The organism is Actinospineispora acaciae DSM 45401 (genome assembly GCF_000620785.1).
Taxonomy (GTDB): domain Bacteria; phylum Actinomycetota; class Actinomycetes; order Mycobacteriales; family Pseudonocardiaceae; genus Pseudonocardia; species Pseudonocardia acaciae.
In genome coordinates, this window is the sequence record NZ_JIAI01000001.1 from 1,905,885 (window position 1) to 1,930,487 (window position 24,603).

23 protein-coding genes are annotated in these 24,603 nt (G+C 72.1%); 17 read left to right on the forward strand and 6 right to left on the reverse strand.

The window, feature by feature from the left end:
• Positions 1 to 39 precede the first annotated feature (39 nt).
• Entirely contained in the window at positions 40 to 1,083 is a 1,044-nt protein-coding gene (locus N912_RS60100) for an anti-sigma-D factor RsdA (protein ID WP_051579881.1), read from the reverse strand.
• 224 nt (positions 1,084 to 1,307) lie between these two features.
• Here N912_RS60100 and N912_RS0109270 point away from each other — a divergent pair, with 224 nt between their 5' ends.
• Positions 1,308 to 2,117, forward strand: a complete 810-nt coding sequence (locus tag N912_RS0109270) for an SAM-dependent methyltransferase (RefSeq protein WP_028922214.1) — start codon at positions 1,308 to 1,310, stop codon at positions 2,115 to 2,117.
• Here N912_RS0109270 and N912_RS0109275 read toward each other — a convergent pair.
• On the reverse strand, positions 2,090 to 7,618 hold the full coding sequence (locus N912_RS0109275; RefSeq protein ID WP_028922215.1) for an ATP-binding protein: 5,529 nt from the start codon (positions 7,616 to 7,618) through the stop codon (positions 2,090 to 2,092). The genes N912_RS0109270 and N912_RS0109275 overlap by 28 nt on opposite strands.
• A 388-nt stretch (positions 7,619 to 8,006) precedes the next feature.
• Here N912_RS0109275 and N912_RS0109280 point away from each other — a divergent pair, with 388 nt between their 5' ends.
• Complete coding sequence (locus tag N912_RS0109280) at positions 8,007 to 9,227, forward strand: PucR family transcriptional regulator (protein WP_156993301.1); 1,221 nt, start codon at positions 8,007 to 8,009, stop codon at positions 9,225 to 9,227.
• A gap of 2 nt (positions 9,228 to 9,229) precedes the next feature.
• Here N912_RS0109280 and N912_RS65660 read toward each other — a convergent pair whose 3' ends face one another.
• Entirely contained in the window at positions 9,230 to 9,580 is a 351-nt protein-coding gene (locus N912_RS65660) for a TraR/DksA family transcriptional regulator (RefSeq protein ID WP_051579882.1), read from the reverse strand.
• Complete coding sequence (locus tag N912_RS50610; RefSeq protein ID WP_051579971.1) at positions 9,561 to 10,856, reverse strand: NAD(P)/FAD-dependent oxidoreductase; 1,296 nt, start codon at positions 10,854 to 10,856, stop codon at positions 9,561 to 9,563. The genes N912_RS65660 and N912_RS50610 overlap by 20 nt, the downstream gene beginning before the upstream one ends.
• Positions 10,857 to 11,131: 275 nt before the next feature.
• Here N912_RS50610 and N912_RS0109295 point away from each other — a divergent pair, with 275 nt between their 5' ends.
• The gene (locus N912_RS0109295; protein WP_028922218.1) at positions 11,132 to 11,548 is read left to right on the forward strand and encodes a GreA/GreB family elongation factor; all 417 of its coding nucleotides are present in this window, start codon (positions 11,132 to 11,134) and stop codon (positions 11,546 to 11,548) included.
• The gene (locus tag N912_RS0109300) at positions 11,545 to 11,934 is read left to right on the forward strand and encodes a hypothetical protein (RefSeq protein ID WP_028922219.1); all 390 of its coding nucleotides are present in this window, start codon (positions 11,545 to 11,547) and stop codon (positions 11,932 to 11,934) included. The genes N912_RS0109295 and N912_RS0109300 overlap by 4 nt, the downstream gene beginning before the upstream one ends.
• On the opposite strand, the gene N912_RS0109305 is transcribed toward N912_RS0109300, so the two are convergent.
• The gene (locus N912_RS0109305; RefSeq protein ID WP_064745180.1) at positions 11,909 to 13,096 is read right to left on the reverse strand and encodes a substrate-binding domain-containing protein; all 1,188 of its coding nucleotides are present in this window, start codon (positions 13,094 to 13,096) and stop codon (positions 11,909 to 11,911) included. The two genes, N912_RS0109300 and N912_RS0109305, sit on opposite strands and share 26 nt — an antisense overlap.
• Positions 13,093 to 13,914, reverse strand: a complete 822-nt coding sequence (locus tag N912_RS0109310; protein ID WP_037063936.1) for an SAM-dependent methyltransferase — start codon at positions 13,912 to 13,914, stop codon at positions 13,093 to 13,095. The genes N912_RS0109305 and N912_RS0109310 overlap by 4 nt, the downstream gene beginning before the upstream one ends.
• 389 nt (positions 13,915 to 14,303) lie before the next feature.
• On the opposite strand from N912_RS0109310, the gene N912_RS0109315 reads away from it, so the two are divergent.
• From N912_RS0109315 to N912_RS0109375, 13 genes are all read left to right on the forward strand, one after another.
• The gene (locus N912_RS0109315; RefSeq protein WP_028922222.1) at positions 14,304 to 15,347 is read left to right on the forward strand and encodes an ABC transporter substrate-binding protein; all 1,044 of its coding nucleotides are present in this window, start codon (positions 14,304 to 14,306) and stop codon (positions 15,345 to 15,347) included.
• The gene (locus N912_RS50615) at positions 15,347 to 16,120 is read left to right on the forward strand and encodes an ABC transporter ATP-binding protein (RefSeq protein ID WP_037063064.1); all 774 of its coding nucleotides are present in this window, start codon (positions 15,347 to 15,349) and stop codon (positions 16,118 to 16,120) included. The genes N912_RS0109315 and N912_RS50615 overlap by 1 nt, the downstream gene beginning before the upstream one ends.
• Complete coding sequence (locus N912_RS50620) at positions 16,117 to 16,899, forward strand: ABC transporter permease (protein WP_037063067.1); 783 nt, start codon at positions 16,117 to 16,119, stop codon at positions 16,897 to 16,899. The genes N912_RS50615 and N912_RS50620 overlap by 4 nt, the downstream gene beginning before the upstream one ends.
• A complete protein-coding gene (locus tag N912_RS50625; protein ID WP_037063939.1) occupies positions 16,896 to 17,960 on the forward strand; it encodes an Ldh family oxidoreductase in 1,065 nt (354 codons plus the stop codon). The genes N912_RS50620 and N912_RS50625 overlap by 4 nt, the downstream gene beginning before the upstream one ends.
• The gene (locus N912_RS0109335; protein WP_028922223.1) at positions 17,960 to 18,364 is read left to right on the forward strand and encodes a RidA family protein; all 405 of its coding nucleotides are present in this window, start codon (positions 17,960 to 17,962) and stop codon (positions 18,362 to 18,364) included. Before N912_RS50625 ends, N912_RS0109335 begins: the two co-directional genes overlap by 1 nt.
• On the forward strand, positions 18,361 to 19,044 hold the full coding sequence (locus tag N912_RS0109340; protein ID WP_051579883.1) for a GntR family transcriptional regulator: 684 nt from the start codon (positions 18,361 to 18,363) through the stop codon (positions 19,042 to 19,044). The genes N912_RS0109335 and N912_RS0109340 overlap by 4 nt, the downstream gene beginning before the upstream one ends.
• 23 nt (positions 19,045 to 19,067) lie before the next feature.
• A complete protein-coding gene (locus tag N912_RS50630) occupies positions 19,068 to 20,036 on the forward strand; it encodes an amidohydrolase family protein (RefSeq protein ID WP_051579972.1) in 969 nt (322 codons plus the stop codon).
• Entirely contained in the window at positions 20,033 to 20,371 is a 339-nt protein-coding gene (locus N912_RS0109350) for a cupin domain-containing protein (RefSeq protein WP_211261155.1), read from the forward strand. The genes N912_RS50630 and N912_RS0109350 overlap by 4 nt, the downstream gene beginning before the upstream one ends.
• Positions 20,368 to 20,826 carry a cupin domain-containing protein gene (locus N912_RS0109355; RefSeq protein WP_084210697.1) on the forward strand — a complete coding sequence of 153 codons (459 nt, stop codon included), beginning with the start codon at positions 20,368 to 20,370 and terminating at the stop codon, positions 20,824 to 20,826. The genes N912_RS0109350 and N912_RS0109355 overlap by 4 nt, the downstream gene beginning before the upstream one ends.
• Before the next feature lie 94 nt (positions 20,827 to 20,920).
• Complete coding sequence (locus N912_RS0109360) at positions 20,921 to 22,126, forward strand: P1 family peptidase (protein WP_169747841.1); 1,206 nt, start codon at positions 20,921 to 20,923, stop codon at positions 22,124 to 22,126.
• A gap of 287 nt (positions 22,127 to 22,413) precedes the next feature.
• Positions 22,414 to 22,809, forward strand: coding sequence for a hypothetical protein (locus N912_RS0109365; RefSeq protein ID WP_156993303.1), 396 nt, complete (start codon positions 22,414 to 22,416; stop codon positions 22,807 to 22,809).
• Positions 22,810 to 22,851: 42 nt separating this feature from the next.
• Positions 22,852 to 23,670, forward strand: coding sequence for a hypothetical protein (locus N912_RS0109370; protein WP_156993305.1), 819 nt, complete (start codon positions 22,852 to 22,854; stop codon positions 23,668 to 23,670).
• A gap of 150 nt (positions 23,671 to 23,820) precedes the next feature.
• Positions 23,821 to 24,603 carry an FHA domain-containing protein gene (locus tag N912_RS0109375; RefSeq protein ID WP_028922230.1) on the forward strand — a complete coding sequence of 261 codons (783 nt, stop codon included), beginning with the start codon at positions 23,821 to 23,823 and terminating at the stop codon, positions 24,601 to 24,603.

Here is a 24,603-nt window from a genome sequence, read left to right on the forward strand (position 1 = left end):
ACCGGATCACGCCCGCGACCGACCTCTCTTTGACACACCTCACCTCGGCGGCGTGTGTCGCGTCGGCCCCGGTTCGCGTGGGGCGGTGGCCGAGGCACGGCCGCTCGGCTCGGTCGTCGTGGTCGATGCGGGCGGCTTTCGGGACCGAGGCGGCGGTGTGGGCGTGGCGGTTCGGCTGGCCGACCCCGGCGCCGGGGTGGGTCGGGTGGAGCGCTTCTGGGTCGGTGTGGGGTCGGCCTGGGGCCTCGGCCGGGGAATCGGCCGGGGAATCGGCCGGGGAATCGGGGACGGGGTGGCGAGGCTCGACCCGCCGCGCCGGCTGGCTCGCGGATCGGGCCGGCCGGGGTGCTCGGTGGGGCTCGGCGTCGCGCTCGGGGAGGTCGCGCCGCATCCGGGCGCCGAAGGGGCGGGCCTGCCCAGCTGGCCGGGGTCGCCGGGGCGACACGGCCGGTGGCGGGAGGGGTCCGTGGGCGAGCCGTGTTCGTCGGTGTCGACCCGTTCGCCCTCCGGGCTGGTCTCGGCGGTCTCCCGGAGCGTGGAGCTGGTCCGTTCCAGCTCCCGGCGGGCGTCGGGGTCGTGTACGTGCTCCAGGTCGACCGCCGCGGCGGCGAGCGCGGAGCGGGCCTCGCCGGCACGGCCGACGGCCAGTGCCCGCCGCGCCGTCGTGATCGCGGCCGCGGCGCGGTAGGCGGCCTCGACCGACCTGGCCCGATCGCCACCCAGCGTCCTGGCCACCGGCCACAGCGGGTCGCCGGGGCGCGCGGAGCTGGCACCGGCGGCGATCCCGGACAGGGCGAACACCGTGATCGTGGCCGCGGTGGCCAGCGGCACCAGCCTCCGACGCCGCCACCGGGGCACCCTGCCCGCGGCGGGGCGCGCGACCTCGAACGGAACCGGTTCGGGCCACGGCTCGGAGTCGATGTCGGCCCGCCAGGCCCACAGCAACGACAGCAGGCGCCTGTCGTCCGCGGGCCCGCCGAGCATCACATGCAGGCCCACCGGGTGATCCGAACCGAGCGCGTCGAGCGCCTCGTCGTCGACCCGGATCGCCACCACTTCGGCCGGGTCGAGCCGATCGTCCACGCCAACACCACCTCCCGCACCACCGCGCGGCGCCACGAAACCGAGGATGACCTGTGCTATATCGCCAATCGTCGCGATCCGTTACCACCCGCCCCGGCGGCCTCGGCCGAGCCGCTCGACGCGCGGCGGCGGTCGACCCCTTCGCACCGCCCGGCGGCCGTGGAAGCCTGTGTCGTACGGCCCCTCGGGCGGTGGGCCGTCGCCATTCGGGAGTGGGAGGCCTCATGACCGATGCGATCAACCCCGAGCTTGCGGCCAAGATCCGGTTCGACGTGCCGTGTTCGGCGCGGATCTGGAACTACTGGATGGGCGGCAAGGACAACTACCCGGTGGACCGCGAGGAAGGCGACCGGTTCGCCGCGACCTCACCCGGCATCGTCGACATGGCCAAGCAGTCCCGGCAGTACCTCATCCGCGCGGTCCGCTTCCTGGCCTCGGAGGCCGGCATGCGGCAGTTCCTCGACCTGGGCACCGGCCTGCCGACCATGCAGAACACCCACGAGGTCGCCCAGGCCGCCGCCCCGGAGTCGCGGATCGTCTACGTCGACCACGACCCGATGGTGCTCGCGCACGCCCGCGCGCTGCTGCGCAACACCACGCCCGAGGGCGTGACCACCTACCTGGACGCCGACCTGCACGATCCGGACCTGATCGTGTCCGACGTCCGCAACGTGCTCAACCTCAACCGGCCGGTCGCGGTGATGTTCATGGGCTCGCTCGGCCACATCGCCGACTACGAGCGGGCCCGCTCGATCGTGACCACCGTGATGGCCGCCGTGCCGTCGGGCAGCTACCTGGTGCAGTACGACGGCGCCGCCACCAGCGAGGCCACCATCCGGGCGCACTCGGACTACAACGAGACCGGCGCGGTCCCCTACATCGTGCGCACCCCCGAGCAGATGAGCCGGTTCTTCGACGGCCTCGACCTGGTCGAGCCGGGGCTGGTGTCGATCTCCCGGTGGCGCCCGGACCCGATCGACCCGGGCACGCCGGAAGCGGTCGACGCCTACGGCGGCGTGGCCCGCAAGCCCTGAGTCGCCGGCTGGCGCTCGACCGCGGCGATGATCTCCGGGCGCAGCCGGCCGGGGTGGATGATCGCGTCCACCGACCCGACGGCCACCGCGCGCTGGATGCTGTGCACCCCGTCGAACTGCGCGGCCACCTCGCCGAGCTTCTCCGCCCGCACCGAGGTCCGCAGCTCCGCCAACTCGCCCGCGAGTGTGACGCGCTGGACGTCGGTGGCCTCCGCGACGCGGGCCTCCAGCTCGCGCACCCTCGGGTCCTTCGCGGTGCGGGCGTTGACCTCCGCGGCGAACACCACCGCCGCGGCCGGGGCGCCGCCGATCACCGAGGCGAACGACCCCTCGACCGCCAGCACCGTCATGTTCGGGTTGAGCGCCTTGGAGAAGACCACGAAGGCCCCGCCGTGGTAGCGGGAGATCACGCAGAACACGATCCGGCCCTCGAAGTTCACCACCGCCCGCCCGATCTCGGCGCCGTACTCCAGCTGCAGCTTGCGCATCGACTCGGGTGAGCCGTCGAAGCCCGACAGGTTGGCCAGCACCACCAGCGGACGGTTCCCGCTGGCCGCGTTGATCGCGCGGGCCACCTTCTTCGACGAGCGGGGGAACAGCGTGCCCGAGGTGTAGGTGTCCGGCCCGTCGGTGGGCGGGAAGCCCCGGCGGGGCACCGACCGCGACTCGATGCCGACCAGGCAGACCGGCGTGCCGCCGAGGTGCGCGTCCTGGACCACCGCCGTCTCCGCGTCGGCCATCCCCGCCCAGCGTTCCAGCACCGGGTGGTCCTGGTCGGCGACGGCCCGCATCACGGTGCGGATGTCGAAGGCCTTCTTGCGGTCGGGGTTCGTCTCCGGGGCGAAGATCTGCCCGACCGTGCTGAAGTCGCTGCCGACCGCGGCGTGCGGGTAGCCGGAGATGTCCCTGTCGACCGGGTCGGACGTGCGCGCGCGGCGCGGGGACGGCTCGCCCGGCACGACGTAGGTGTGGTCGTAGTGCGTCATCAGCACCCGCCGCGCCCCGGCGAGGTTCGGCGCCCAGTACTGGGCCTGGCCGTTGGGGCCCATCACCCGGTCGTAGCCGCCGATGCCGAAGTTGTCCTCCGCCGAGACACCACCGGAGAAGTCCAGCGACTGCTTGCCGGTCAGCACCATCGCCGAGTCCGGCGTCATCACCAGGATCCCCTTGGTGTGCATGAGCATGGTGGCCTCGGCGTTCCAGTACGGCTGCGCGCCGACGTTGATGCCGGCCACCACGACGTTGATCTCGCCGCCGGCCTGGGTGAAGTGCACTATCCGCTTCAGCGCGGCGGCCACCCAGTCCATGTTCTCGGTGCCGGAGTCCATCGAGATGCGCGCGCCCGCCGACAGCGCGTACCACTCCACCGGCACGCCCTCGCGCTCCGCGAGGTCCAGCGCGGCGATCACCCGCGCGCACTCCGGCTCGGCCAGCGCGCCGAGCGCCTTGGTCGGGTCGCCCAGCAGCACCACGCGGGTGACGCCCTCCGGGTGCCGCTCGGTCGGCGTGCTGGCCACACCGGCCACGATGGCCGCGCTGTTGCGGCCCTTGGGCCGGTCCACCGGGACCAGCGCGCCGGTGTCGGCGTCCAGGTCGTGCTCGACGAACCGACCGCCGGGGCCGGCCACCGCGTCGACCAGCTCGTACGGGTAGACGGTGCCTCGGCGCCGCGCCCGCAACACCGTCTGCCCGTAGGCGTCCAACGGCTCGACCAGGTCGGTCGGCGGTTCCGTCATCTCCACGCGAGGGCCCGATCCGCCCTGGTAGGACAGCCGCAGCGCGAACTCGCGCCGGCCGCCGGAGCGGTCGAGCCGCCGGCCCAGGCAGAGCACCTCCTCCAGCCCGGCCGCCGCCGTCCTCGGCGTCACCCGCGCGATCACCGTGTTGAGGTCCCGCTCGGACAGGTCGCTGGGCGGCCACACGTAGAGCACCACCCGGTTGGTGTCGAGCCGCTTCTTGGCCGGGCGGCGGGCCTGTTCCTGGCGGATCGCGTCCAGGCAGGCGTCCAGCACCGCTTCGGTGGCCGGCAGCGCGGCGATCCGGCCGTCCGCGTCGCGCAGCGGCGTCAGGTCGCGGACCTGCGCCATCGCGACCAGCCGCTCGTCGGCGGGGTTCTCCGGCGCGACGCAGCGGAACAGGTGCACCTCCTCGTCGGCCGACGGCAGCCGGGTGAGCTCGAAGTTCTCCAGCCGCCGCAGCTGCAGCCGTTGGGCGACCAGCGGGTGCAGGCCTCGGATGAGGCGCTCCTCGCGCAGCCCGCCCTCGGCGGGGCGGAAGGTGAAGTGGTGGTGCATCGCGGTGCCGGGACGGCCGGCCACCGTGGTCGTCACCCGCCGCAACCGGCGCGGCAGCGGCAGCTCCGCCAGCGCGTCGCGCACCGCGCCGGCCGTCGCGTCGGGATCGGCCGGCTGGTCGCTCCAGGACAGGTAGATGTCCGCGACCAGCTCGGCGTCGTCCTCGCCGGTCACCGCGCGGACCGCCTGGACCGCCTCGGCCAGCTCGGAGAAGTCGGCGGCCGTGGCGACCAGCCGCAGCCGCGCGCCGTCCAGGTCGTACTCGGCCGTGACCAGCGAGCGGTGCCCGTGCCGGCGGCAGCGCACGTCCTCCAGCGCCCGGTCCCGGTAGTAGCGCCGGCTCATCACCTCCAGCAGCGGCCCCGGGTCGGTGTCGTTGCCGTTGCGGCCGATCCGCTGGCCGAGCAGCCGCACCAGCGGCTCCGGGCTGGCCACCATGGCGGCGATCCGCTCGTCGCGGTCCGGCGCGTCGGGGTGCCGGTCGAGGTGGCGCAGGTGCTTGCGCACGCCCGCGTAGACGCCGGCGCGGGTGCGGCGCAACAGCGGCTGGGCGAACCAGCGGAACACCACGCCCCTGGCCAGGTCACCGACCACCGGGAAGCGCACCTGGGTCGCCACGATCAGGTGCTCCAGCGCCTGGCCCACCGTCTCCTGCGCCGAGGCCGGCGGCGCCGGCTCCGCCAGCCACCGCCGCAGCAGCGCGGTCACCACCGCCACGTCCGAGGCGGCCCGCCGCTGGGCCAGGAAGATCCGGAACACCGCCTCCTCCAGCGCGGGGGTCCGGTCCAGGCCGTCGACGCCGTAGTGCTCGACCACCCGGGTGAGCCGGGCCTGGAACGTCTCGGACAGCCCGGCCCGCTCGACGTCGAGGCTCTGCAGGTAGGTGTGGAAGAACTCGCGCGGGCTGTGCACCCGGGTCTCCGCCGAGGCGTCCTCCTCCTCGGCGGGCCTGTTGCGGCTCAGCTCGGACAGGTCGGCGAAGACCCGCAGCAGCTCCACCTCCGGGGTGAGCGGCGCGTGCCCGGAGGCCGCCAGCTCGGCGCGCGCGGCGAGGTACTCGGGAAGGGTCCGCTCCCGCTCGTGCGGGTCGAGGTCGAACCCGAGCAGGCGCCCGCGCAGGTCCCGCAGCCCCCGGTTGACCCGGTCGAGCGCCGACGGGGCGTCCGGCTCGGGCGGCAGCGCCAGGTCCGAGGGGCGCCGCTGCGTGCTCGCGGGCGCGCCGCCGTTCGCGCCGATCGGCTCCAGGCGCAGCAGCGGGGCGCCGGTCTCCACCTGGCTCCCGACCGCGACCAGCCGCTCCCGCAGCCTCGCCCGGAACGGCGCGCGCAGCACCGTCTCCATCTTCATGCTCTCCAGGACCAGCACCGGCGCGCCGGCCTCCACCTCGGCACCCACCTCCAGCGGGGTGGCCACCACCAGCGCAGGCGCGTCGGACCGGAGCACGCCGCCCTCGTCGCGGCTGATCCGGTGCGCCACGCCGTCCACCTCGACCAGGTGGATCGGGCCGTGCGTGCCGGTGACCAGCCGGAACCGCTGCCCGTTGACCACGATCTGACCGGTGTGCGCGTCGAACCGCTCCAGCTCGACGTCCACGGTCCGAACGTCGCCCGCTCCGTCCAGGAAGCCCACCCGGAACCGCCGCGAGCCCATCCTGGCCACCGTCACCCGGTAGCCGGCGCCGCGCAGCTTCAGCTCGATCGCGCGGCCGCCCTCGTGCTGGACCTGCGGGCGGCCGCCGTGCGCGGTGGCCAGCAACCGCCGCAGCTCGACCCGCTCCTCGTCCTCGTAGGCCTCGATCGCCGCCGCGGCCAGCGCGACCCCGGAGCCGTCCTCGCGGACCAGGCGGCCCTCGGCGCGCACCCGGTCGATCCAACCGGTGTCCGCGCTGCCGTCGATCACCTCGGGCTGGTCGAGCAGGGTGAGCAGGAAGCTCTTGTTCGTCGTCCCGCCCTCGATGATCACCGTGGTCTGGGCGAGCGCGCGGCGCAGCCGGCCGAGCGCCTCCTCGCGGGTCCGGCCGTAAGCGATGATCTTGGCGATCATCGAGTCGAAGTCGGACGGGATGGTGTCGCCCTCGCTCACCCCGGTGTCGACGCGGATGCCGGGGCCAGCCGGCAGCTCCAGCCGGGCGATCCGGCCGGGTGCCGGCGCGAAGTCGCGGTCCGGGTCCTCGGCGTTGAGCCGGGCCTGGATCGCGTGCCCGACCTCGGGCGGGGCGTCGCCGTCCAGCGTGCCGCCCGCCGCCACCCGCAGCTGGGCCTTGACCAGGTCCATGCCGGTCGTCGCCTCGGTGACCGGGTGCTCGACCTGCAGCCGCGTGTTGACCTCCAGGAAGGCGAACAGGTCCTCCTCCGGCCGGTACAGGAACTCCACGGTGCCGGCGCCCCGGTAGCCCACCGCCAGCGCCAGCCGCTCGGCGGCGTCCTTCAGCTCGCGCGCCCGCCCGGCGTCCAGCACCGGCGACGCGGACTCCTCGATGAGCTTCTGGTTGCGGCGCTGCACCGAGCAGTCCCGCACCCCCAGCGCCCACGCGGTGCCCTGCCCGTCCGCGATGACCTGGACCTCGACGTGCCGGGCCCCGGTCACCTGCCGCTCCAGGAACACCACGCCGCTGCCGAACGCGCGCCGCGCCTCCAGGCTGGTCCGCTCGTAGGCGTCCCGCAGCTCCGCGTCGGACCGGACCACCCGGATGCCCCGGCCGCCGCCGCCCGCCGTGGCCTTGAGCATCAGCGGGTAGCCGATCTCCCCGGCCGAGGCCAGCGCGCCGTCGATGTCCTCGACCGCGCCCCGGCTCCACGGCGCCACCGGGACCCCGACCTCCTCGGCCAGCAGCTTCGCGCCGATCTTGTCCCCCAGCCGGCGCATCGCCTCCGGGCTCGGGCCGACGAACGTCACCCCCAGCTTCTCGCACAGCTCGGCGAACGCCGGGTCCTCGGCCACGAAGCCCCACCCGACCCACACCGCGTCGGCCCGCGTCTCGCGCAGGGCGCGTTCGAGCACGTCGAGGTCCAGGTACGGACGTGCCGCCGCCGGGCCGAGGCAGAAGCCCAGGTCCGCCTCCCTGACGAAGGCCGCGGTGCGCTCCGCCTCGGTGTGGAAGGCGACGGTCTCGATCTTCGGCGGCCCCTCCGCGTTGAGCTCCCGGACCGCATGGATCAGCCGCATGGCGGCCTCTCCCCTGTTCACGATGGCGATACGACCGAACACCAACCAGACCCCACATGTGGCGAGAACACGACAACGGCGACGGCCCGTGTGCGGATCGTCGCCGAACTTGCCCCACCACCCTGCCGACTACCGACCGCTTGCGTTAGGACGAACGCACCACGCAATCACGACCCAGATTTGTAGGATCCCACCAAACGGCGGCGGCGGAGACGGCGACACGCGTGGTGCCAGACAAGTCCGTGGGGCGTTCGTTGCCGAGGTTCGGCAGTTTCGATCCGCCGACGGTGCCGATCCAGCGCACCCCGTCACTGCCGGACTACCGCCGGTTCAGGCGTGCCCATTGCTGGCAGAATCGTGGTCAGGAGCGAGCCCACCGTTCAGGCGGGGCTGCCGAAGGCCGGCAAGTAGCCGACAGGTGGTGGACGAGATGATCAGCGACACACGGCGGGCGTGTGCGGCCGCGGCCGGGCCGTCGGGGGACGACGACGCCTGGGTCGCCGAGGTGGCGCGCAAGGCCAGCCGCGGCGCCGGTGGCGTCCCGGTGGAGCTGCTGGGCGACTACCTTCCGATGCTCGCGGACGCGGCGCGGACCGGCCGCGAGCCGGGCCGGGCGGATCTCGAGGCGGTGGGCCTGCTCGGCCGCAGGGCCGCCGAGCTGGGGGTGTCGGCCGGCAACGCCGTGCAGCTGTACCTCTCGGCGGCGTGGCGGCTGTGGCGCGAGCTGCCGAGGGTCCGGCACGGGACGGACGGCGAGGCGGTCGGCGTCGCGGCGGAGGCGGTACTGCGGGTGGTGGACCGCGCCGTGGCGAGCCTCGCCGAGGGCTACACGGCGGCGCGGCGCGACATGGTGCGACGCGAGGAGACGCAGCGCCGCGAGCTGATCGAGGACCTGCTGCGCGGCGACGGCGACGTGGGTGCCTTGATGGCGCGGGCGGAGCCGTTCGGGCTGGACATGGCGCAGCCGCACCAGGTGGCGCTGGCCGCGCCGTCCGGGCGGCTGGCCGACCTGCAGAGCGCGATCAGCTCGCTGGAGCGGGCGGCGGTGCAGTGGCTCGGGGACAGGGACATCCTGGTCGCCAGCAAGGACGGCTTCATCGTGGTGGTGGCGCCGGTGGAGGCCGGCAGGGCAGGTTCCCGAAGCCTGGGTGACCTGATCCACGCCGAGATGAGCCGCCTGCGCCAGGGTGGCCCGTGGCGGGTCACGCTGGGCCGGCCCTACCCGGGCTCCTACGGCATAGCCCGTTCCTACGAGGAGGCCCGCGACGGCCTGATGATGGCGGTTCGGCTGCGGCTGGACACGCCGGTCATTCATCCCGAGGAGCTGCTGATCTATCGGGTGCTGCTCCGCGACCAGCCGGCCATCGCCGATCTCGTCCAGACGGTGGTCAGCCCGCTCGCCCGGGCCCGCGGTGGCGCCGAGCCGCTGCTGGCGACCCTGGACGCCTACTTCGCCGCCGGCAACGTGGTCACCGAGACGGCGCGCCGGATGCACCTGTCCGTTCGGGCGGTGAGCTACCGCCTCAGCCGGATCGCCAACCTCACCGGCTACGACCCCACCGATCCGGCGCACCGGTTCACCGTGCACGCGGCCGTTCTCGGGGCGCGCCTGCTGGGCTGGCCGCAGCAGGATCTCGCCACCTCGAGGTGAGGCTACGCCGGGCCGATCCTGGCGTGGCACTCCATGCAGAGCCGGGCCTGCGGAATGGCGAGCAGGATCTGCGGGGGAATCTCCACGCCGCACTTCTCGCACCGGCCGTAACGCCCCGCGTTCAGCGCGGCGAGCGCACGGTCGATATCGGCAAGTGCGCGCTGCGCTCCGGCGGCCACCTGCCGGTTCACCTCGGCAACGGCCGTCGACCTCGCGCGCTCCCCGTGGCCGGCCAGCTGCTCCACCCGGAATGCGCGCTGGCGTACGAGGGCATCACGCAGCGCGGGCAGCAGCGGCGCCAGCCGATCGCCGCGCGGCCGCGTCGTCGAAGAATCAGATCGCGACGTCGCCATTCCGCTCTCCGATACCTGGTCGCAGCGGATCGAACGCCGCCAGCGCGGGCGGCGTCCGCCCCGTTGTGATCGCCTCGGCCAGCAGCTGCCCGGTGAGCGGCCCGAGCACGATGCCCCACATGCCGTGCCCGCCCGCCACGAACACGCCCGGCGCGGCGGTCCGCCCGACCAGCGGGAGCCCGTCGGGGGTGCACGGGCGGGAACCGACCCATTCGTCGCGCCGGCTGCCCGGCTCGACACCGCGCAGGAACGGCCGCGCCGCGTTCGACACCGCGCGGATGCGGCGCGGGTCCAACGGATCGTCCGGGCGGCGGAACTCCATCATCCCGGCGACCCGCAGCCGCCCGTCCAACGGTGTGCACGCCACCCGCTGCGTGGGCAGGTAGATCGGCCCGGCCGGCGGGTGCGCGGTGGCCACGCTGAAGCTGTAGCCCCGGCCGGCCTGCACCGGCATCCGCACCCCGAACCGGCCGGTGAGCTGGTTGAGCCAGGCGCCCGCGGCGACGACCACGGCGTCGTAACGGTGCCGCTGTCCGTGCGCGTGAACCAGCACCCCGCCGGCGGCCTCGCCCAGCTCGCGCACCTCGGTGTGCTCATGGATGACCGCTCCGCGCGCCCGCACCGCCTCGGCCAGCGACCGAACGTACTCCGGAGGGTTGATGAACCGCTGGCCGTCGAGCCGCAGGGCGGCCCCGACGTTCTCGGTCAGCGCCGGTTCCAGCTCGCGGGCCTGCGCCCCGTCGAGCACCTCGAACTCGACGTCCTGCCCGCCCAGCCGCATCTCGGTGAGCTCGTCGAGCAGGCCGCGACGGTCCCGCGCGGTACGGAAACAGGCGAGGAACGGTCGTGCCGGATGCGTCGGGGCGACGATGCCGTCGTCGCGCAACGCGTCGAAGGCGTCCAGCGCCCGCGCGTTGGCCTCCCGGTAGGCCGCCATGGCCCGCCGCCACCGCGCGGGGGTGCAGTGCCGCGCGAAACCGACCAGGAACCGCCACAGCCGAGGGTCGGCCCTCGGCGGCAGGTAGACCGGGGACGCCGGGTCGAGCACCGCCCGGACGCCGTAGCGGAGCACGGCGGGCTCCGGCAGCGGGGTGGTCAGCGCCGGGGCCAACCATCCGGCGTTCCCCCACGACGCGCCGGCCGCCACCCGACGCCGCTCGAACACCGTCACCTCGACCCCGCGCTCGCGCAGGAACCACGCCGTCGCCAGCCCCACCATGCCGGCCCCGATCACCGCCACGCGTTTCGGTGGGGCGGCGTCCGTCGACCGCGCCATCGGCACTCCTTACCCAAAATCTATTCGCCGGCGGGTCATTCGACCGCTTAGCTCACTCCTCAAAAATGGGGAGAATGTGAGGTCCTCAATTTCGACTGTACCTCCGCCCAGCCGAATGACAGGGGCGGATCAGCGCAGTCTCGGTAACCCGAACCCTGCCGGGCTCCGGCAGCGTTCGCCCGGAACCGCCCGTCCACCCTCCGGCGGCTCGTAGTGTGGCCGTGAACGCGGCCCGAGCTGCCGTTTTGCGGACCGATCGAACGAGGACCACACCGATGACGCACACCCAACCCACCTGGCTGAGCCACGGCGCGCACGAGCGGTTGAAGGCGGAACTTGCCGACCTCGTCCGGCAACAGACGGGGTCCTCGAACGAGGACGGGCAGCGAATCCGCAAACCGCGGGCGATACTGCGGGACTCGTCGGTGGGCGCCGAACCGCCGGACGACGGCGTCGCCGAGCCGGGAATGCTGGTCACCATCCGCTATGCCGATGACCCGGACACCGAAACATTTCTGCTCGCCGATCGCGAGGAAGGGGTACACCTCGACATCGAGGTCTGTTCTCCCAGTTCCCCGCTCGGTGCCGCACTCACCGGCGTCAGGGAGGGCGAGCACTGCGAGTACGCCCTGCCGAACGGAGAGACGATGACGGTCACGGTGATCAGCGCCGTACGCTTTGTGACCCGATGAGCCACCCCGCCCCGTCGGATGCTCGCCCCTCCTGCCAGGGCATCGACCTGGATCTCGTCGCCTGGCTGGTGCGGACCGCCGGCCTGGCGTGCGAGACCTACCGCGCGCGAGCGGGGGCGCTGGTCCGCGCGGGAACCGCTCACCGCTGGACCGCCACGCTCTCCTCCGACCACACCGGACGGCTCTACCTGGGACCCGAGGATGCCGACGAGAGTGTCCCCGCGCGCCTCGCCAGCCGAGACGAACGCCAGATCGCGGCACTGATCGTCGCCCAGGCACGCCTGCGGGATCCGGGGCGAGCGCTGTCCTCCGACGAGATCGGGGCGCTCGGGCTTGCCGGGATGCTCGTGCCGGCGGACGCTAGCGGGTTCGGATGGTCGGGTTGAGGAACCGGTTGGTGGCGATGTCCTCGGCCTTGAGGTTCGGGCGGACTCGGGCGCCGTCGCGGGCGAGGATGGGTGCGAAGGTGTCGATGGTGGCCTGGACGCGGGCGGGGTCCATGCCGCCGAGTGGGCCGCTGGTGTCGTTGGCGATCACGCCGAGGCGTGTCATGGTTGCCGCCGCGTAGTCGGCCGCCTCGGGTGAGTAGGTCCAGCCGGTGTGGAAGGCGGCGACGGCGTCGACGATCAGTTTGTTGGTCGGGGCGGGGTTGGCCAGGTAGTCGAGCTGTGCGCGTTGGATGAGCGGGACCAGCCTGGTCAGGCAGGCGGACAGGGGTTCGAGGTCGGCGGTGCGTACGGACAGTGCCTCGGGGTAGACGCTGAAGCCGACGTCGGCGAGCAGTTGGTAGCGCACCGGCTTGCGCCAGGTCGTCAGCTCGTGTTGGTAGACGAACGGCTCGTTGGTGGCGAAGGCCTGTTGGGCGATGGTCGGGTCGGTCACGAACCGGACGGGCGAGCCGGTGTAGCCGGTGTCGACCTGCTCGGGCCTGACCAGGCCCTTGCCGGTCAGCAGCGCGGTGGCGGTGTTGCTCTGGGCCATCAAGACCTTGGCCCCTGCCCGGCCGATGTCGGCGGCGGTGTTCCAGTCCGGGTGGCTGGCCGGGTCCCACATCAGCGCCATCGGGCTCTTGGCCAGCGGCGCGACCACGGCGGTGACCGGCTGGCTGGTCGAGGTACCCGTCGCCAGGTCGGTGGCCACCGCGCCGAGCGTGATCGAGCGGTCCAGGTACATCTGGGCGGTGACGGTGGCGAACCCGACGGCGGCGCCGCCGGGCCGGATCTCGATGCGGACCCCGGTGTCCTTGCCGCCGGCCACCAATGGGCCGCTGATCCGCTTGCGGGCGGCGTCGATCGTGTATCCGGGGCCGACCAGTTGGTACGTCGCGGCGTGCTCGGCCTCCGGCTCCCAGGCCTGCTGGACGACCACCGTCGCGGGGCAGACGTCCGAGAGCCGTTCGTCCCCGGTGGCGGCCGGCAGTCGCGGGGCGGCCGGCGCGGGCGGTGCGGGCGCCCCCGAACAGCCGGCCACGGCGGCGCACAGCAACACCGCCAGCGCGGCGGCGATACGCACCGGCGTCGGCCCCTCGGCACCTTGGTCAGCGGTCACGGCTTTCGTCCCACCCCTCCCGTCTGGCCCTCGAGCGGCACCACGTCGCCCAGCTCAGGGGCGTCCGGCCGCCAGAGCGTGATGGGCACCAGGCCGGGGTCCACCATCTCCAGCCCGTCGAAGCGCCTGCGGATCTCGGCGATGGGCTGTGGGATGTAGGGCAGTGCACCCGTCGACCTGTAGCCCTCGCAGATCGCCACGTACTCGGGATCGAGGTCGTTGCCTTCGGTGTGGGCGAGGTAGCTGCCCGACGGCACCGCATCCATCACTCGCGCCACGATCGACCGTGCCGTCTCGAAGTCGCCGATGTGGCCGAGCACGCCCATGAACATGACGGTGATCGGCTCGTTGAAGTTCAACACGTTCCGCGCTTCAGAAATGATCAGATCGGGGTCGCGGGCGTCCGCATCGATGTAGGCGGTGACGCCTTCGGGTGTGGTGTTTGTCAACAGCGCCCGGGCATGCGCGAGGACGATCGGGTCGTTGTCGACATACACGATCCGCGCGTCCGGTATGATCGACTGGGCTATCTCGTGAGTGTTTTGCATGGTCGGCAGCCCGGTGCCGATATCCAGGAACTGACGAATCCCGGCCTCACCGGCCAGGTAGCGCACCACCCGGATGAGAAACTCCCGGGACTGCCTCGCCACGGTACGCATGTCGAACAGCTCGAGAGCGGCGTCACCAGCCTCTTTGTCGACCGGATAGTAGTCCTTGCCGCCCATCCAGTAGTTCCAGACGCGCGCCGCGCCGGGGACGTCATACCTGATCTCACCGTTCGGCGTGGGGTCCAGCTCGCCGTGCCGCGGACCGGCCACCTGACCCTCACCTTCGCACGAATACGACGAAAGCCTATACCACATTCGTGATCGACAAATGCCGCCCCGGCGGCGCTCCCCGCAAACCCGGGAAATATCTCCTATATCACCCGGTCGGGCGCCACCGGGGAAAGAGTCCTATTGTGCGACTCACTCGAACCCGATTTCTCGTGACGGGTCCGGCCTTTCATTTCCTTGGCCGCGGCGGAGGCCGGAACCCTTCCGGCAGGACCAGCGGTGACGCTGGGTAACGTCCGGCCACGCCCCAGGCCCGTGCGGGAACGATCTTGAGCTGCCTTACCGGCCACCGACCGACCGTTGCAAGATTTTATCAAATCTGCTTCCATCAAATATCCGGAGCGCCAGTTGCCTCGTCAACGGGAGCCGATGTGCAGATCACCACCAGACGGCATGCACTGCTCGCCGGGATCACCGCCGCGGCACTCGCGGCCACCGGCTGTACCTCGGGCGGCGCGAACCCGGCGCCCGGATCCGCGCCGGCGAACCTCACCCCCGTCACTGTGCAGCTGGACTACATCCCCAGCGGCCAGTACGGGGCGTTCTTCCTGGCCCAGACCAGGGGCTTCTACTCCGAGGCCGGCCTCGACGTCAAGATCGTCCCGGGCCAGGGCACCGCCCAGGTGGTGCAGCGGATCCAGGCGGGCGCGGCGCAGATCGGGTTCACCGACCTCATCGCGGTGGCCAGCAGCCGCGCCCAGAACGCCAAGGTCAAGATGATCGCGCCGATCTACCAGAAGCCGCCGTACGTGATCGACACCCTCCAGTCCGGCGCCAACGTCACCGACCTCCGCCAGCTGTCCGGGCTCACCATCGGCACCGGCGCCGGCAGCTTCAGCCCGAACGTCATCAGGGGCGTCATGCGCGCCGCCGGGCTGGACCCGAGCGGCGTCCGGTTCACCAACATCGACCCGTCCACCAAGAACGCCCTGCTGCTGCAGGGGAAGGTCCCGGCGATCGAGACGTTCATGACCACCGAGGTGTCGCTGAAGGCGTCCGCCGGGGACACGAAGCTGTCCTCGCTGGTCCTCGGCGACCACGGCCTGAGCCTGTACTCCAACGGCCTGGTCGCCACCGACGACTACCTGGCCACCCACGGTGACGTGGTCAGGAAGTTCGTCGCGGCGACCCTGAAGGGCTGGCAGGCCGCCGCCCAGGACCCCGGCGCGGCGCGCGACGCCGTCCTGGCCGCGCAGCCCGCGCTGGACCCCGACGTCAGCCTGGACATGGTCCGGGTGGTGAACGGCCTCGCCGTCACCCCGTACACCAGGACCCACGGCCTCGGCGCGATCGACCCGGAGGAGATGCGGCGCTCCTACGACTTCATCCGGCGCAACCTCGGGCTGGACGGCCTGCCGCCCGTCGCCGACCTCTACTCCGCCGACTTCCTGCCCACCACCCCGGTGATGCCGTGATGAGCACGCCGCTGATCGAGGCGCGCGGGGTCAGCAAGACCTTCGCGGGCGGGGGCGGCGAGCCGCTCAAGGCCGTCGACGAGGTCGACTTCGAGGTCCGCGCCGGCGAGCTGGTCGCGTTGCTCGGCCCGAGCGGCTGCGGGAAGACCACGCTGATGCGGGTGCTCGCCGGGCTGGAACCGCTCACCACCGGCGAGATCCGCATCGACGGCGCACCCGCGAGCGGCCCGCGCCCCGACTTCGGCATGGTCTTCCAGAGCCCCACGCTGATGCCGTGGCGCTCGGTCTTCGACAACGTCATGTACCCGATGGAGGTGCTGCGCCGGCACCGCTCGGCGGCCGCCCGCGCGCGGGTGAGAGCCCTGCTGGAGTCGGTCGGGCTCGGCGGGTTCGAGCGGCACCTGCCCGCGCAGCTCTCCGGCGGCATGCAGCAGCGGGTCGCGCTGTGCCGGGCGTTGGTGCACGAGCCCGCGCTGCTGCTGATGGACGAGCCGTTCGGCGCGCTCGACGAGCTCACCCGGTTGCAGCTCAACGACCTGCTGCTGGAGCTGCGCCGCGCGAGCGGCACCACGATCGTGTTCGTCACGCACAGCATCCCCGAGGCGGTGTACCTGTCCGACCGGGTGCTCGTGTTCAGCGCCCGGCCGTGCCACATCGACCGGGAGATCGCGGTCGACATCGCCTACCCGCGCTCGCTGGGCGTTCGGCACACCGCCGTGTTCAACGACCTGGAGCGCGAGGCCGAACGCGCGCTCGGGCTGGAGCGGGCATGAGCGTCACGACCCGCCGGCGGCCGCTGCGTGACCTGGCCTTCCCGCTCGGCACCCTGGTCGGCCTGATCGCGCTCTGGCAGGGCTACGTGCGGCTCTTCGGCGTCTCGCCGGTCGTGCTGCCCGCCCCGACGGCGGTCGCGGACGTGCTCACCGCGCGCCAGGCGCTGCTGCTGTCCTCGACGGTGACCACGCTGACCGAGTCCCTGTCCGGTTTCGCGCTCGCGACGGCGGTCGCGGTGCCGGTCGCGGCGGCGATCACGTTCTCGCCGGTGCTGCGCCGCACCATCTACCCGCTGCTGCTCGCCTCCGAGTCGGTGCCCAAGCTGGCGCTGGCGCCGGTCGTGCTGCTGTGGCTGGGCTACGGAGAGCAGACCCGCATCGCCGTGTCCGCCATCGTCGCGCTGTTCCCGATCATCATCGCCACCTCGCTCGGGCTCGGCTCAACCCCGAAGGAGCTGCTGGAGCTGAGCCGGTCGCTGAACGCCTCCCGGTGGCACACCTTCCGGACCATCCGGTTCCGCCACGCGCTGCCGAGCTTCTTCGGCGGGCTCAAGATCGCCGTGGGGCTGTCCATCGTGGGCGCGGTGATCGGTGAGTTCATCGGGTCCGACAAGGGGCTCGGCTACCTGGTGCTGGCCGCGACCTCGCAGTCCCGGGGCGACCTGGCCTTCGCCGCCCTCACCTGCCTGGCCGTCCTGGGCATCGTGCTGTTCGGGCTGGTCAGCCTGGTCGAGCGGTGGGCGACACCGTGGGCGCCGCGAACCGGGGACCTCAGGTGACGACGGTGTCCGCCGGCGAGCTGGAGAAGCTGGTCCTCGCCATCTTCGCCGCCGCCGGGTTCGGCACCGAGGACGCCGCCGAGATCGCCCGCGCGCTGGTCGACGCCGACCTGCGCGGGCTGCCTTCGCACGGCGTGATGCTGGTGCCCATGTACCTGGCCCGGCTGCGGGCGGGCACCGTCCGGCGCGGCGGCGGGGCCGCCGAGATCGTCAGCGACGCGGGCGGGCTGGTCGTGCTGGACGCGGGCAACGCGCTGGGTCAGCTCACCAGCGCGCGGGCGGTCGACCTCGCCGTCGGCAGGGCGCGGCGGTTCGGGATCGGCGCGGTCGCCGTCCGCAACGCGATGCACTTCGGCGCCGCCGGCTACTGGGCCGCGCGCGCGGTCGCCGGCGGATGCGTGGGCGTCGCCATGTCCAACACCCGGCCGATGATGCCCGCCCCCGGCGGCGCGACTCCGGTGGTGGGCAACAACCCGGTCGCGGTCGCGGTGCCCGTCGACGACGGCCTCCCCCTCGAGTTCGACATGGCGACCTCCGAGGCGGCGCTGGGCAAGATCCGCCTGGCGCACGCCGAGAACCGGCCCATCCCGGACGGCTGGGCCACCGACGCGGCCGGGTCGCCGACCACCGACGCGGGCGAGGCGATCGGCGGGATGCTGCTGCCGGCCGGCGGGCCGAAGGGGTTCGGGCTGGCGCTGATGATCGACCTGCTGACCGGCGTGCTCGGCGGGGGTGGGTTCGGCGCCTCGGTCCGGCCGCTCTACGCCGAGCTGGACCGTCCGAACAACTGCGCCCACCTGTTCGTCGCGATCGACCCCCGCGCCGCGGTGCCCGGCTTCCCGGAGCGGGCCGGCGAGCTCGCCCGGTTCGTGCGTTCCTCGCCGACGGCCCCGGGCGCCGCGCCGGTCCGGACGCCGGGCATGGCCAAGCAGCACACCCTCGTCCGGCGGCACGCGACGGGGATACCGGTCCCGGCCAGCACCCTCGACGCGCTCCGCGCCGAGGCGGCCGGGCTCGGCCTGGCCTGGGAGCTCACCCTCGACAGCGAAGGATCACCGTGATGGCCAAGACCGAGATACGCACGGCCAAGCTGCGCACCCCGCCGGGGGTGTTCTCGCAGGCGACGGTGGTCGGCGCCACCGGGCGGCTGCTGTTCATCTCCGGCATGACCGCCAGGCGGGCGGACGGCACGATCGCCGGCGTCGGCGACATGCGCGAGCAGACCCGCCAGGTCTGCGAGAACCTCAAGGCGGCCGCCGAAGCCGCCGGCGGTAGCCTCGACGACATCTGCCGGCTCGACGTCTACGTGCGCAACATGGAGGAGTTCGCCGCGATCCACGAGGTCCGCGCGGAGTACTTCGCCCCGCCGCTGCCGGCGTCGACGATGGTCGAGGTGACCAAGCTGGCCGCCCCCGAGTACCTCATCGAGATCAACGCGATCGCCGTGCTGGACGCCTCGCCGTGACCTACGAACTGGTGCCCGAGGCGGGCCCGCTGCGCACTCGCACGCTGGCCGACGCGGTGGCGGCCGAGCTGCACCAGCTGATCCTCTCCGGCGAGGTGCCGCCCGGTGCGCCGCTGCGCATCGTGGACCTCGCCGAGCGGCTCGACGTCAGCCCGATGCCGGTGCGGGAGGCGCTGCGCAGGCTGGAGGCGATCGGCCTGGTGGAGATCATCGCGCACAAGGGCGCCCGGGTGCGCGAGCTGTCCGAGGAGGACCTGCGCGACACCCAGGAGACCCGGATCGCGTTGGAGTCGCTGGCTGTCGGCCGTGCCGCGCGGGTGTTCACCGAGGACGACGCCGGGGCGGCCGCCGAGGCGCTGGCCGAGCACACCCGGCTGAGCAGGCTGGGCGACCAGATCGCCGCCCGCCAGGCCCACCGCAACTTCCACTTCATCCTGTACCGGGCCTCGGGCTCGCGGTGGCTGCCCCGGGCGATCGAGCCGGTGTGGCGCAACAGCGAGCGGTACCGCTTCGCCCGGCCCCCCGACGAGCGCGCGATCGAGACGACCCGCCGGGAGCACCAGGCCATCCTCGACGCGTGCGTGGCGCACGACCCCGACGCGGCGGCCGAGGCGCTGCGCGCGCACCTGGAGAACGCGGCGACCAGGATCCTGGCCGCCATGTCGCGCGCGCGGCGATGACGTTCGCACCCGAGGAGACCGCCATGCCCGGCTGGGACCTGCACACCCACCTCGTACCCGCCACCGTCGTCGCCTCGGCACACGCCGGCACCCATGGCGTGGCCGTCGACGACGGGCGGCTGCACGTCGACGCCGGACGGCTGCCGCTGCGGCGGCTGACCGACGTGGCGGCGCTGGAGGGCTGGATCGACGAGCAGGACCTGGACGGCGCCGTCGTGTCGGTGCCCCCGCCGCTGTACCGCTACCACCTCGACGGGGAGGCGGCCCACGAGTGGGCCGGCCTGGTGAACGCCGGCCTGGCCGCGCTCGCCGTGCCCCGGCTGCGCACGCTGGCCACCCTCCCACTCGGCGACCCAGGCCTTTCCGCCAAAACCGCCGAGGACGTCCTCGCGACCGGCGTGTACTCCGGCGTGGCGCTCGGCACGCTCACCACACCCACCGGCCTGGCCGACCCGGCCTACGACCCCCTCTGGGAGCTGCTGCACCGGGCGCGGGCGTTCGTCCTGCTGCACCCCGCCACCTGCCCCGACTCGCGACTCGGGCCGTTCTACTTGAGCAACCTGCTCGGCAACCCGTACGAGACCGCCCTGGCCGCCGCGCAGCTGATCTTCAGCGGCGTGCTGGAGCGGTTCCCCGGCATCGGCTTCTGCCTGTGTCACGGCGGCGGCGCCCTGCCCGCGCTGGTCGGCCGCTGGCAGCGCGGGCGCGACACCGAACGACCGGGCGTGCCGCGCACCGGGCTCACCCCGCGCGAGGCCGCGCGCCGCCTCCTCGTCGACGACCTGGTGTACGACGCGGACGCGGCCCGGCTGCTCGAGGCCACCTTCGGCGCGGAGCGGGTGCACGTCGGCAGCGACTGGCCGTTCCCGCTGCGCGCCCCGACCCTCGACGCCCGTCGCGCGGCCGCCAGGGCCTCGGACGCCGAGCTCCTCACCCGCCCGATCAGGTACGTCCGAGAGGAAGGCGAGACATGGCCAAAGGCGACATCGTGACCGCACCCGACGGCGAGCAGGTCGTGCTCGACGACGTCGGCCAAAAGATCGTTTTCGAGAACGACGAGGTGCGGGTCTGGGAGATCACCCTCGCGCCGGGCGAGCAACAGCTCTGGCACCGGCACCACAACCCGTACCTCGTGATCGCCCTGGAGGCCGCCGACAACCGCATCGACCCCTTGGACGGCGGCGAGCCCAGGCTGGTGCACGAGTCCGCCGGCGGCGTGGTCTACCGCGAACCGGGCGAGACCCACATGCTCACCAACCGGGGCGCCACCCACTACCGCAGCCGGCTGGTCGAGCTCAAGTACCTCGGCGAGGGGGCGCGGTCATGACCGAAAACCTGTCCGAACCCGGCGCCTACTCCGGCGAGGCGGCCGACCGCGCCCGGGTGGACGGATCCGAGGCGCTCGGCCGGTTCCGGGAGATCCTGCTCCAGACCTCGGACCTCGACTGGGCCGAGAAGACCCTGGCCGGGTTGTCGCACAAGATGCTGTGGCGCAACGACCAGACCGGCGCCTCGATCGCCCTGGTCCGCTTCGAACGTGGCGCCGGGATCCCGGAGCGCCACGCGCACGCCTCCAACCAGTTCATGTTCTGCCTCAAGGGCACCTACCGCTACCTGCCGACCGGGCTGACCCTCACCGAGGGCTCGTTCTACTGGAACCCGAAGGGAAGCCTGCACGGGCCGACCCGCGCCGAGGAGGAGTCGATCCTGCTGGAGGTGTACGACGGTCCGCACTATCCCGTCCAACCGTCCTGGTACACCAACCCCGACGACGCCTCCTGACAACGCGCGGGTTCCGCATTGTGCGGATACCCTGAGCCCGTTGCATTCCTAATGGTATGGAGGCGTAATGAGGCGCTCAAGCCAGGGAAACTCGGTGAGCCGCCGGCACGTGCTGAAGGCATCGGCGGCCACCGCGGTCGCGGCGGGAACCGGGGCGGCGATTCCGGCCTGTTCCGCCGCACCGGCCGGATTGCCGCCGAACGTGGCTCAAGGAATCGCGGAAGGCAAGCGTTACCGGTTACGAGAGCTTGGCATCACCATCGGTGAGATGCCGCCCGGCGCATTGAACGCAATCACCGATGTTCCCGGCGTCAAGGTCGGTTACAAGACACTGATCTTCGACCGCCCCGGTCCGGCCCCGAATATCGCCCGTACCGGCGTTACGATCATCGTCCCGCGCGACGAACCCATGTGGGCCAACCATTGTTACGCGGGAATCTACTCGCACAACGGCAACGGCGAGATGACGGGCTCCCACTGGATCACGGAGTCCGGATGGCTGTCGTCGATGATCGGGATCACCAACACCCATCAGGTCGGTATCGTCAGGGACACCCTTGTCAAGATAGAGGCCGAACAGAACAAGGACCTGAAGTGGCGGCTGCCGGTGGTGGCCGAGACCTGGGACGGCCCGATGAACCAGATGAACGGGTTCTGGATCACCGAGGAGCACGTCCGCGAGGCGGTCGCCGACGCGAAAGGTGGGCTTCCCGCCGAGGGCAACGTCGGCGGCGGGACCGGGATGGCCTTCTTCGGGCACAAGGGCGGCAGCGGAACGTCCTCGCGGGTGGTCACCTACAAGGGCACCAACTACGTGGTCGGCGTGTTCGCCCAGCCGAACTTCGGAAGGCTGCGCAACCTCCGGGTCAACGGCGCGCCGGTGGGCGCGGAACTGCCCCAGCCGCCGCCGCTCACCCCCACCAACAAGTCTCAGGGGTCGTGCATTCTCATCGTGGCAACGAATGCGCCCATGCTGCCGGACCAGTGCCGGAGGCTCGCCGTCCACGCGGGACTCGGCGTCGGCGTACTCGGCGGCACCGCCTCCAACGGTGACGGCGACATCTACCTGGCCTTCTCGACGGGCAACGACATCCGCCCGAACGACTCGACGGCGCTGTACAACGCCAACGCGGTCAACAATGACGAGATCGACCCCTTCTTCCAGGCCGTGATCGAGGCCACCCAGGAAGCGCTGCTGAACGCCGCGACCAAGGCCGAACGCATGACCGGAAACTGGGGCACCCGCGAGGCCCTGCCGCTGGACAAACTCATGCAGTCCCTCCAGAAGCATCAGGTCTAGTGTCGTGTGAACGAGGTTCCTTGCCCGGATTCGGTGATCCAGATGGATGCACCGCAAGGCTGTGTCTGATTCGGAGAGGGCCGATACCGGGGTTGTATCGGCCCCGACGACAACGCGGCGGGGCGCCGCCTGGGCGCCGAAGACGGGTAAGACGACCTCGTTTACGCGGCACTAGCTCGAGTCCTCGAGGCTGCGCCGGCACGGTCCGTATCTACCCGTTCGAGCTCGGTAGGGGTACCCGAACCGCCCCGGCATCCTGGCCACACCGTGAAACCAAGGAGGTCAGGATGTTGACAAGACGTGTCGTCACCGGCGCGGCCACAGCGGCCGCACTGGCACTGGTTCTCACCGGTCTCGGTTCCGCCGTGGCCGCGCCAGCCTTCGCCGAGCCGCACCCGGACAACGAGAGGTTCCTGGTGACCGCCACCGTCGACGGACGGCTCAAGCCCGCTCCCGAGATGCCGGAGGCCGGGGGTATCCGGACCGACTTCTTGAAGCAAGGGCAGTACGTCCGCATCTCGTGCCAGCAGGTCGGCAAGGAGGCATACGGGAGCAAGATCTGGGACCTTGTCGCCTTCGACGGCTCCGAGCTGTTCGTCCCCGATCGCTACCTCAAGACCGGAACGGACGGCTCCCTGAGCAAGCCGTGCACGGCGGAGGATCTCAGGCGCGCCAACGTCTGAGCCCTGATACCCCCGCGGGATCTCCGCGGACGAGGGGGAACTGTGTCCGAAGAAACGCTGCCAGATGATCCCTTGGCGCCGAACAGCTTCGGCGGCTGGTGCACTCGAGTAATCGGCGTGTGCCGCCGCAGCGGGCACACGCTGTGGCGGCTTCATGCGATCAACGCCGTCGTCGCCGCACTGTACTGGGCGGTGATCGTCACGGCGATCCCGAACTACGCAGAGCTCCGACGCACGGTCAATGCGGGTCGGGCGGGCTTCGCTGACATTGTCACGTACCTGGCCAGCTCGCTGGGGGTGGAAGTGGCCTTGTTCGTGGTGGGCGCGTTCGTCTGGGCCGGCGCGGTATTCGTCGCGATACAGGATGCGGCGGGGCGTCCCGCCACCGCGGCGCACGGGCTGCGCTTTGCGACCCGTCGTGCGCTGCCGCTCATGGGTTGGTGGCTGGTCGCCCAGTTACTCATCACGGTCGGACTGGTTATGCTGCTGATTCCCGGGCTGTATCTGACGGTTCTTTTCTACGCCTCGCTGCTCGCGGTGGTCGTGGTCGAACGGCAGGGCATCGGTCGAAGTATCGAGTTGTCTTCAGGGCGGTTCTGGCCGACCAGCGGTCGGCTGCTCATCGCGGGCCTTGGCTACTCACTGGTCCACCTCGTCGCCGACTCGATCGGCGACTGGCCGCTGCCCGGCTCCGCCGGTGTCGCACTCGGTGAGCTCTCGCGGGCGGGCCTGATGGTCCCGGTCAATGTCATGCTTACCGGCGTCGCCGTCGTGACATACGCGGAGCTGCGCCGGCACGACGACGGTTGCACGACCAGCGCACTCGCTGCACGGATGGGCGTGGGCATCAGACATCGGTGAGAAACGGGGGCGGAGCGGAATTGTCTTTCTCGGCACGGGCGGCGTGTTCTTCACATCGGCGGTACGGCTGGCGGCCGAGGGCTTGACTCGCCCACGCCGGGCACCTAGGGAGGGGACGTGACGGAGAGGGCCAGCCGGAACATACGTCCGGTGGAATCATTGCCGGAGGGGCTGCACAGCCTGGCGCGACTGCGGTCGGACGGCCTCCCGCCCGGCACGCTGTTCGTGTTGTCGGCGCACGGGGGGATGCGGGCCCTGCCGGACTCGGACTTCACGCTTCGGTTCGGGCGAGACGACACCGACCGGGCTCACGTGTGCGTCGGTCGGGGCGACGACGCGGTCAGCCGGGAGCACGGATTCTTCCGCCACGACGGCCGCCGGTGGCGGCTGCACAATGTGGGGCGGCTGCCGATCGCGTTGCCGGGTGGGCAGCTGCTGCTCAGCGGGCACGACGAGCCGATGCCCTCGGCATACACGCCGCTGTTCATCCGCACCGACGTCGGGCGCGAGCACCTGCTGGAGGTCCGGGTGACCCGCCGCGAGGCGCCACCCGCGCCGTCGGTCCCCGCCTCCCATGAGACGCGCGCCCCCCGCGTGTTCGCCCTCGACGAGCGCGACCGGCTGATGCTGGTCGTACTGGGTCAGCGCTACCTCCGCCACGAAATCGACCCGCAACCGTTGACGTGGTCCGAAGCGGTCCGCGAGCTCTCGGCCGCGCGTCCGGCGCAGCGGTGGACCGACCGCATCCTGCAGCACCGCGTGCGCGAGGTACGGCTGCAACTGTCGGCGCGCGGAGTCTGGGGTCTGGTCGAGTCCGAGGTTCCACCACCGCTGGGCAACGCGCTGAACCACAACTTGATCATGGCGTTGCTGAGCTCCGCGACGATCGTCCCACCGGACCTGCGGCTCCTGCGCCGTCCCGGATCGGCCTGA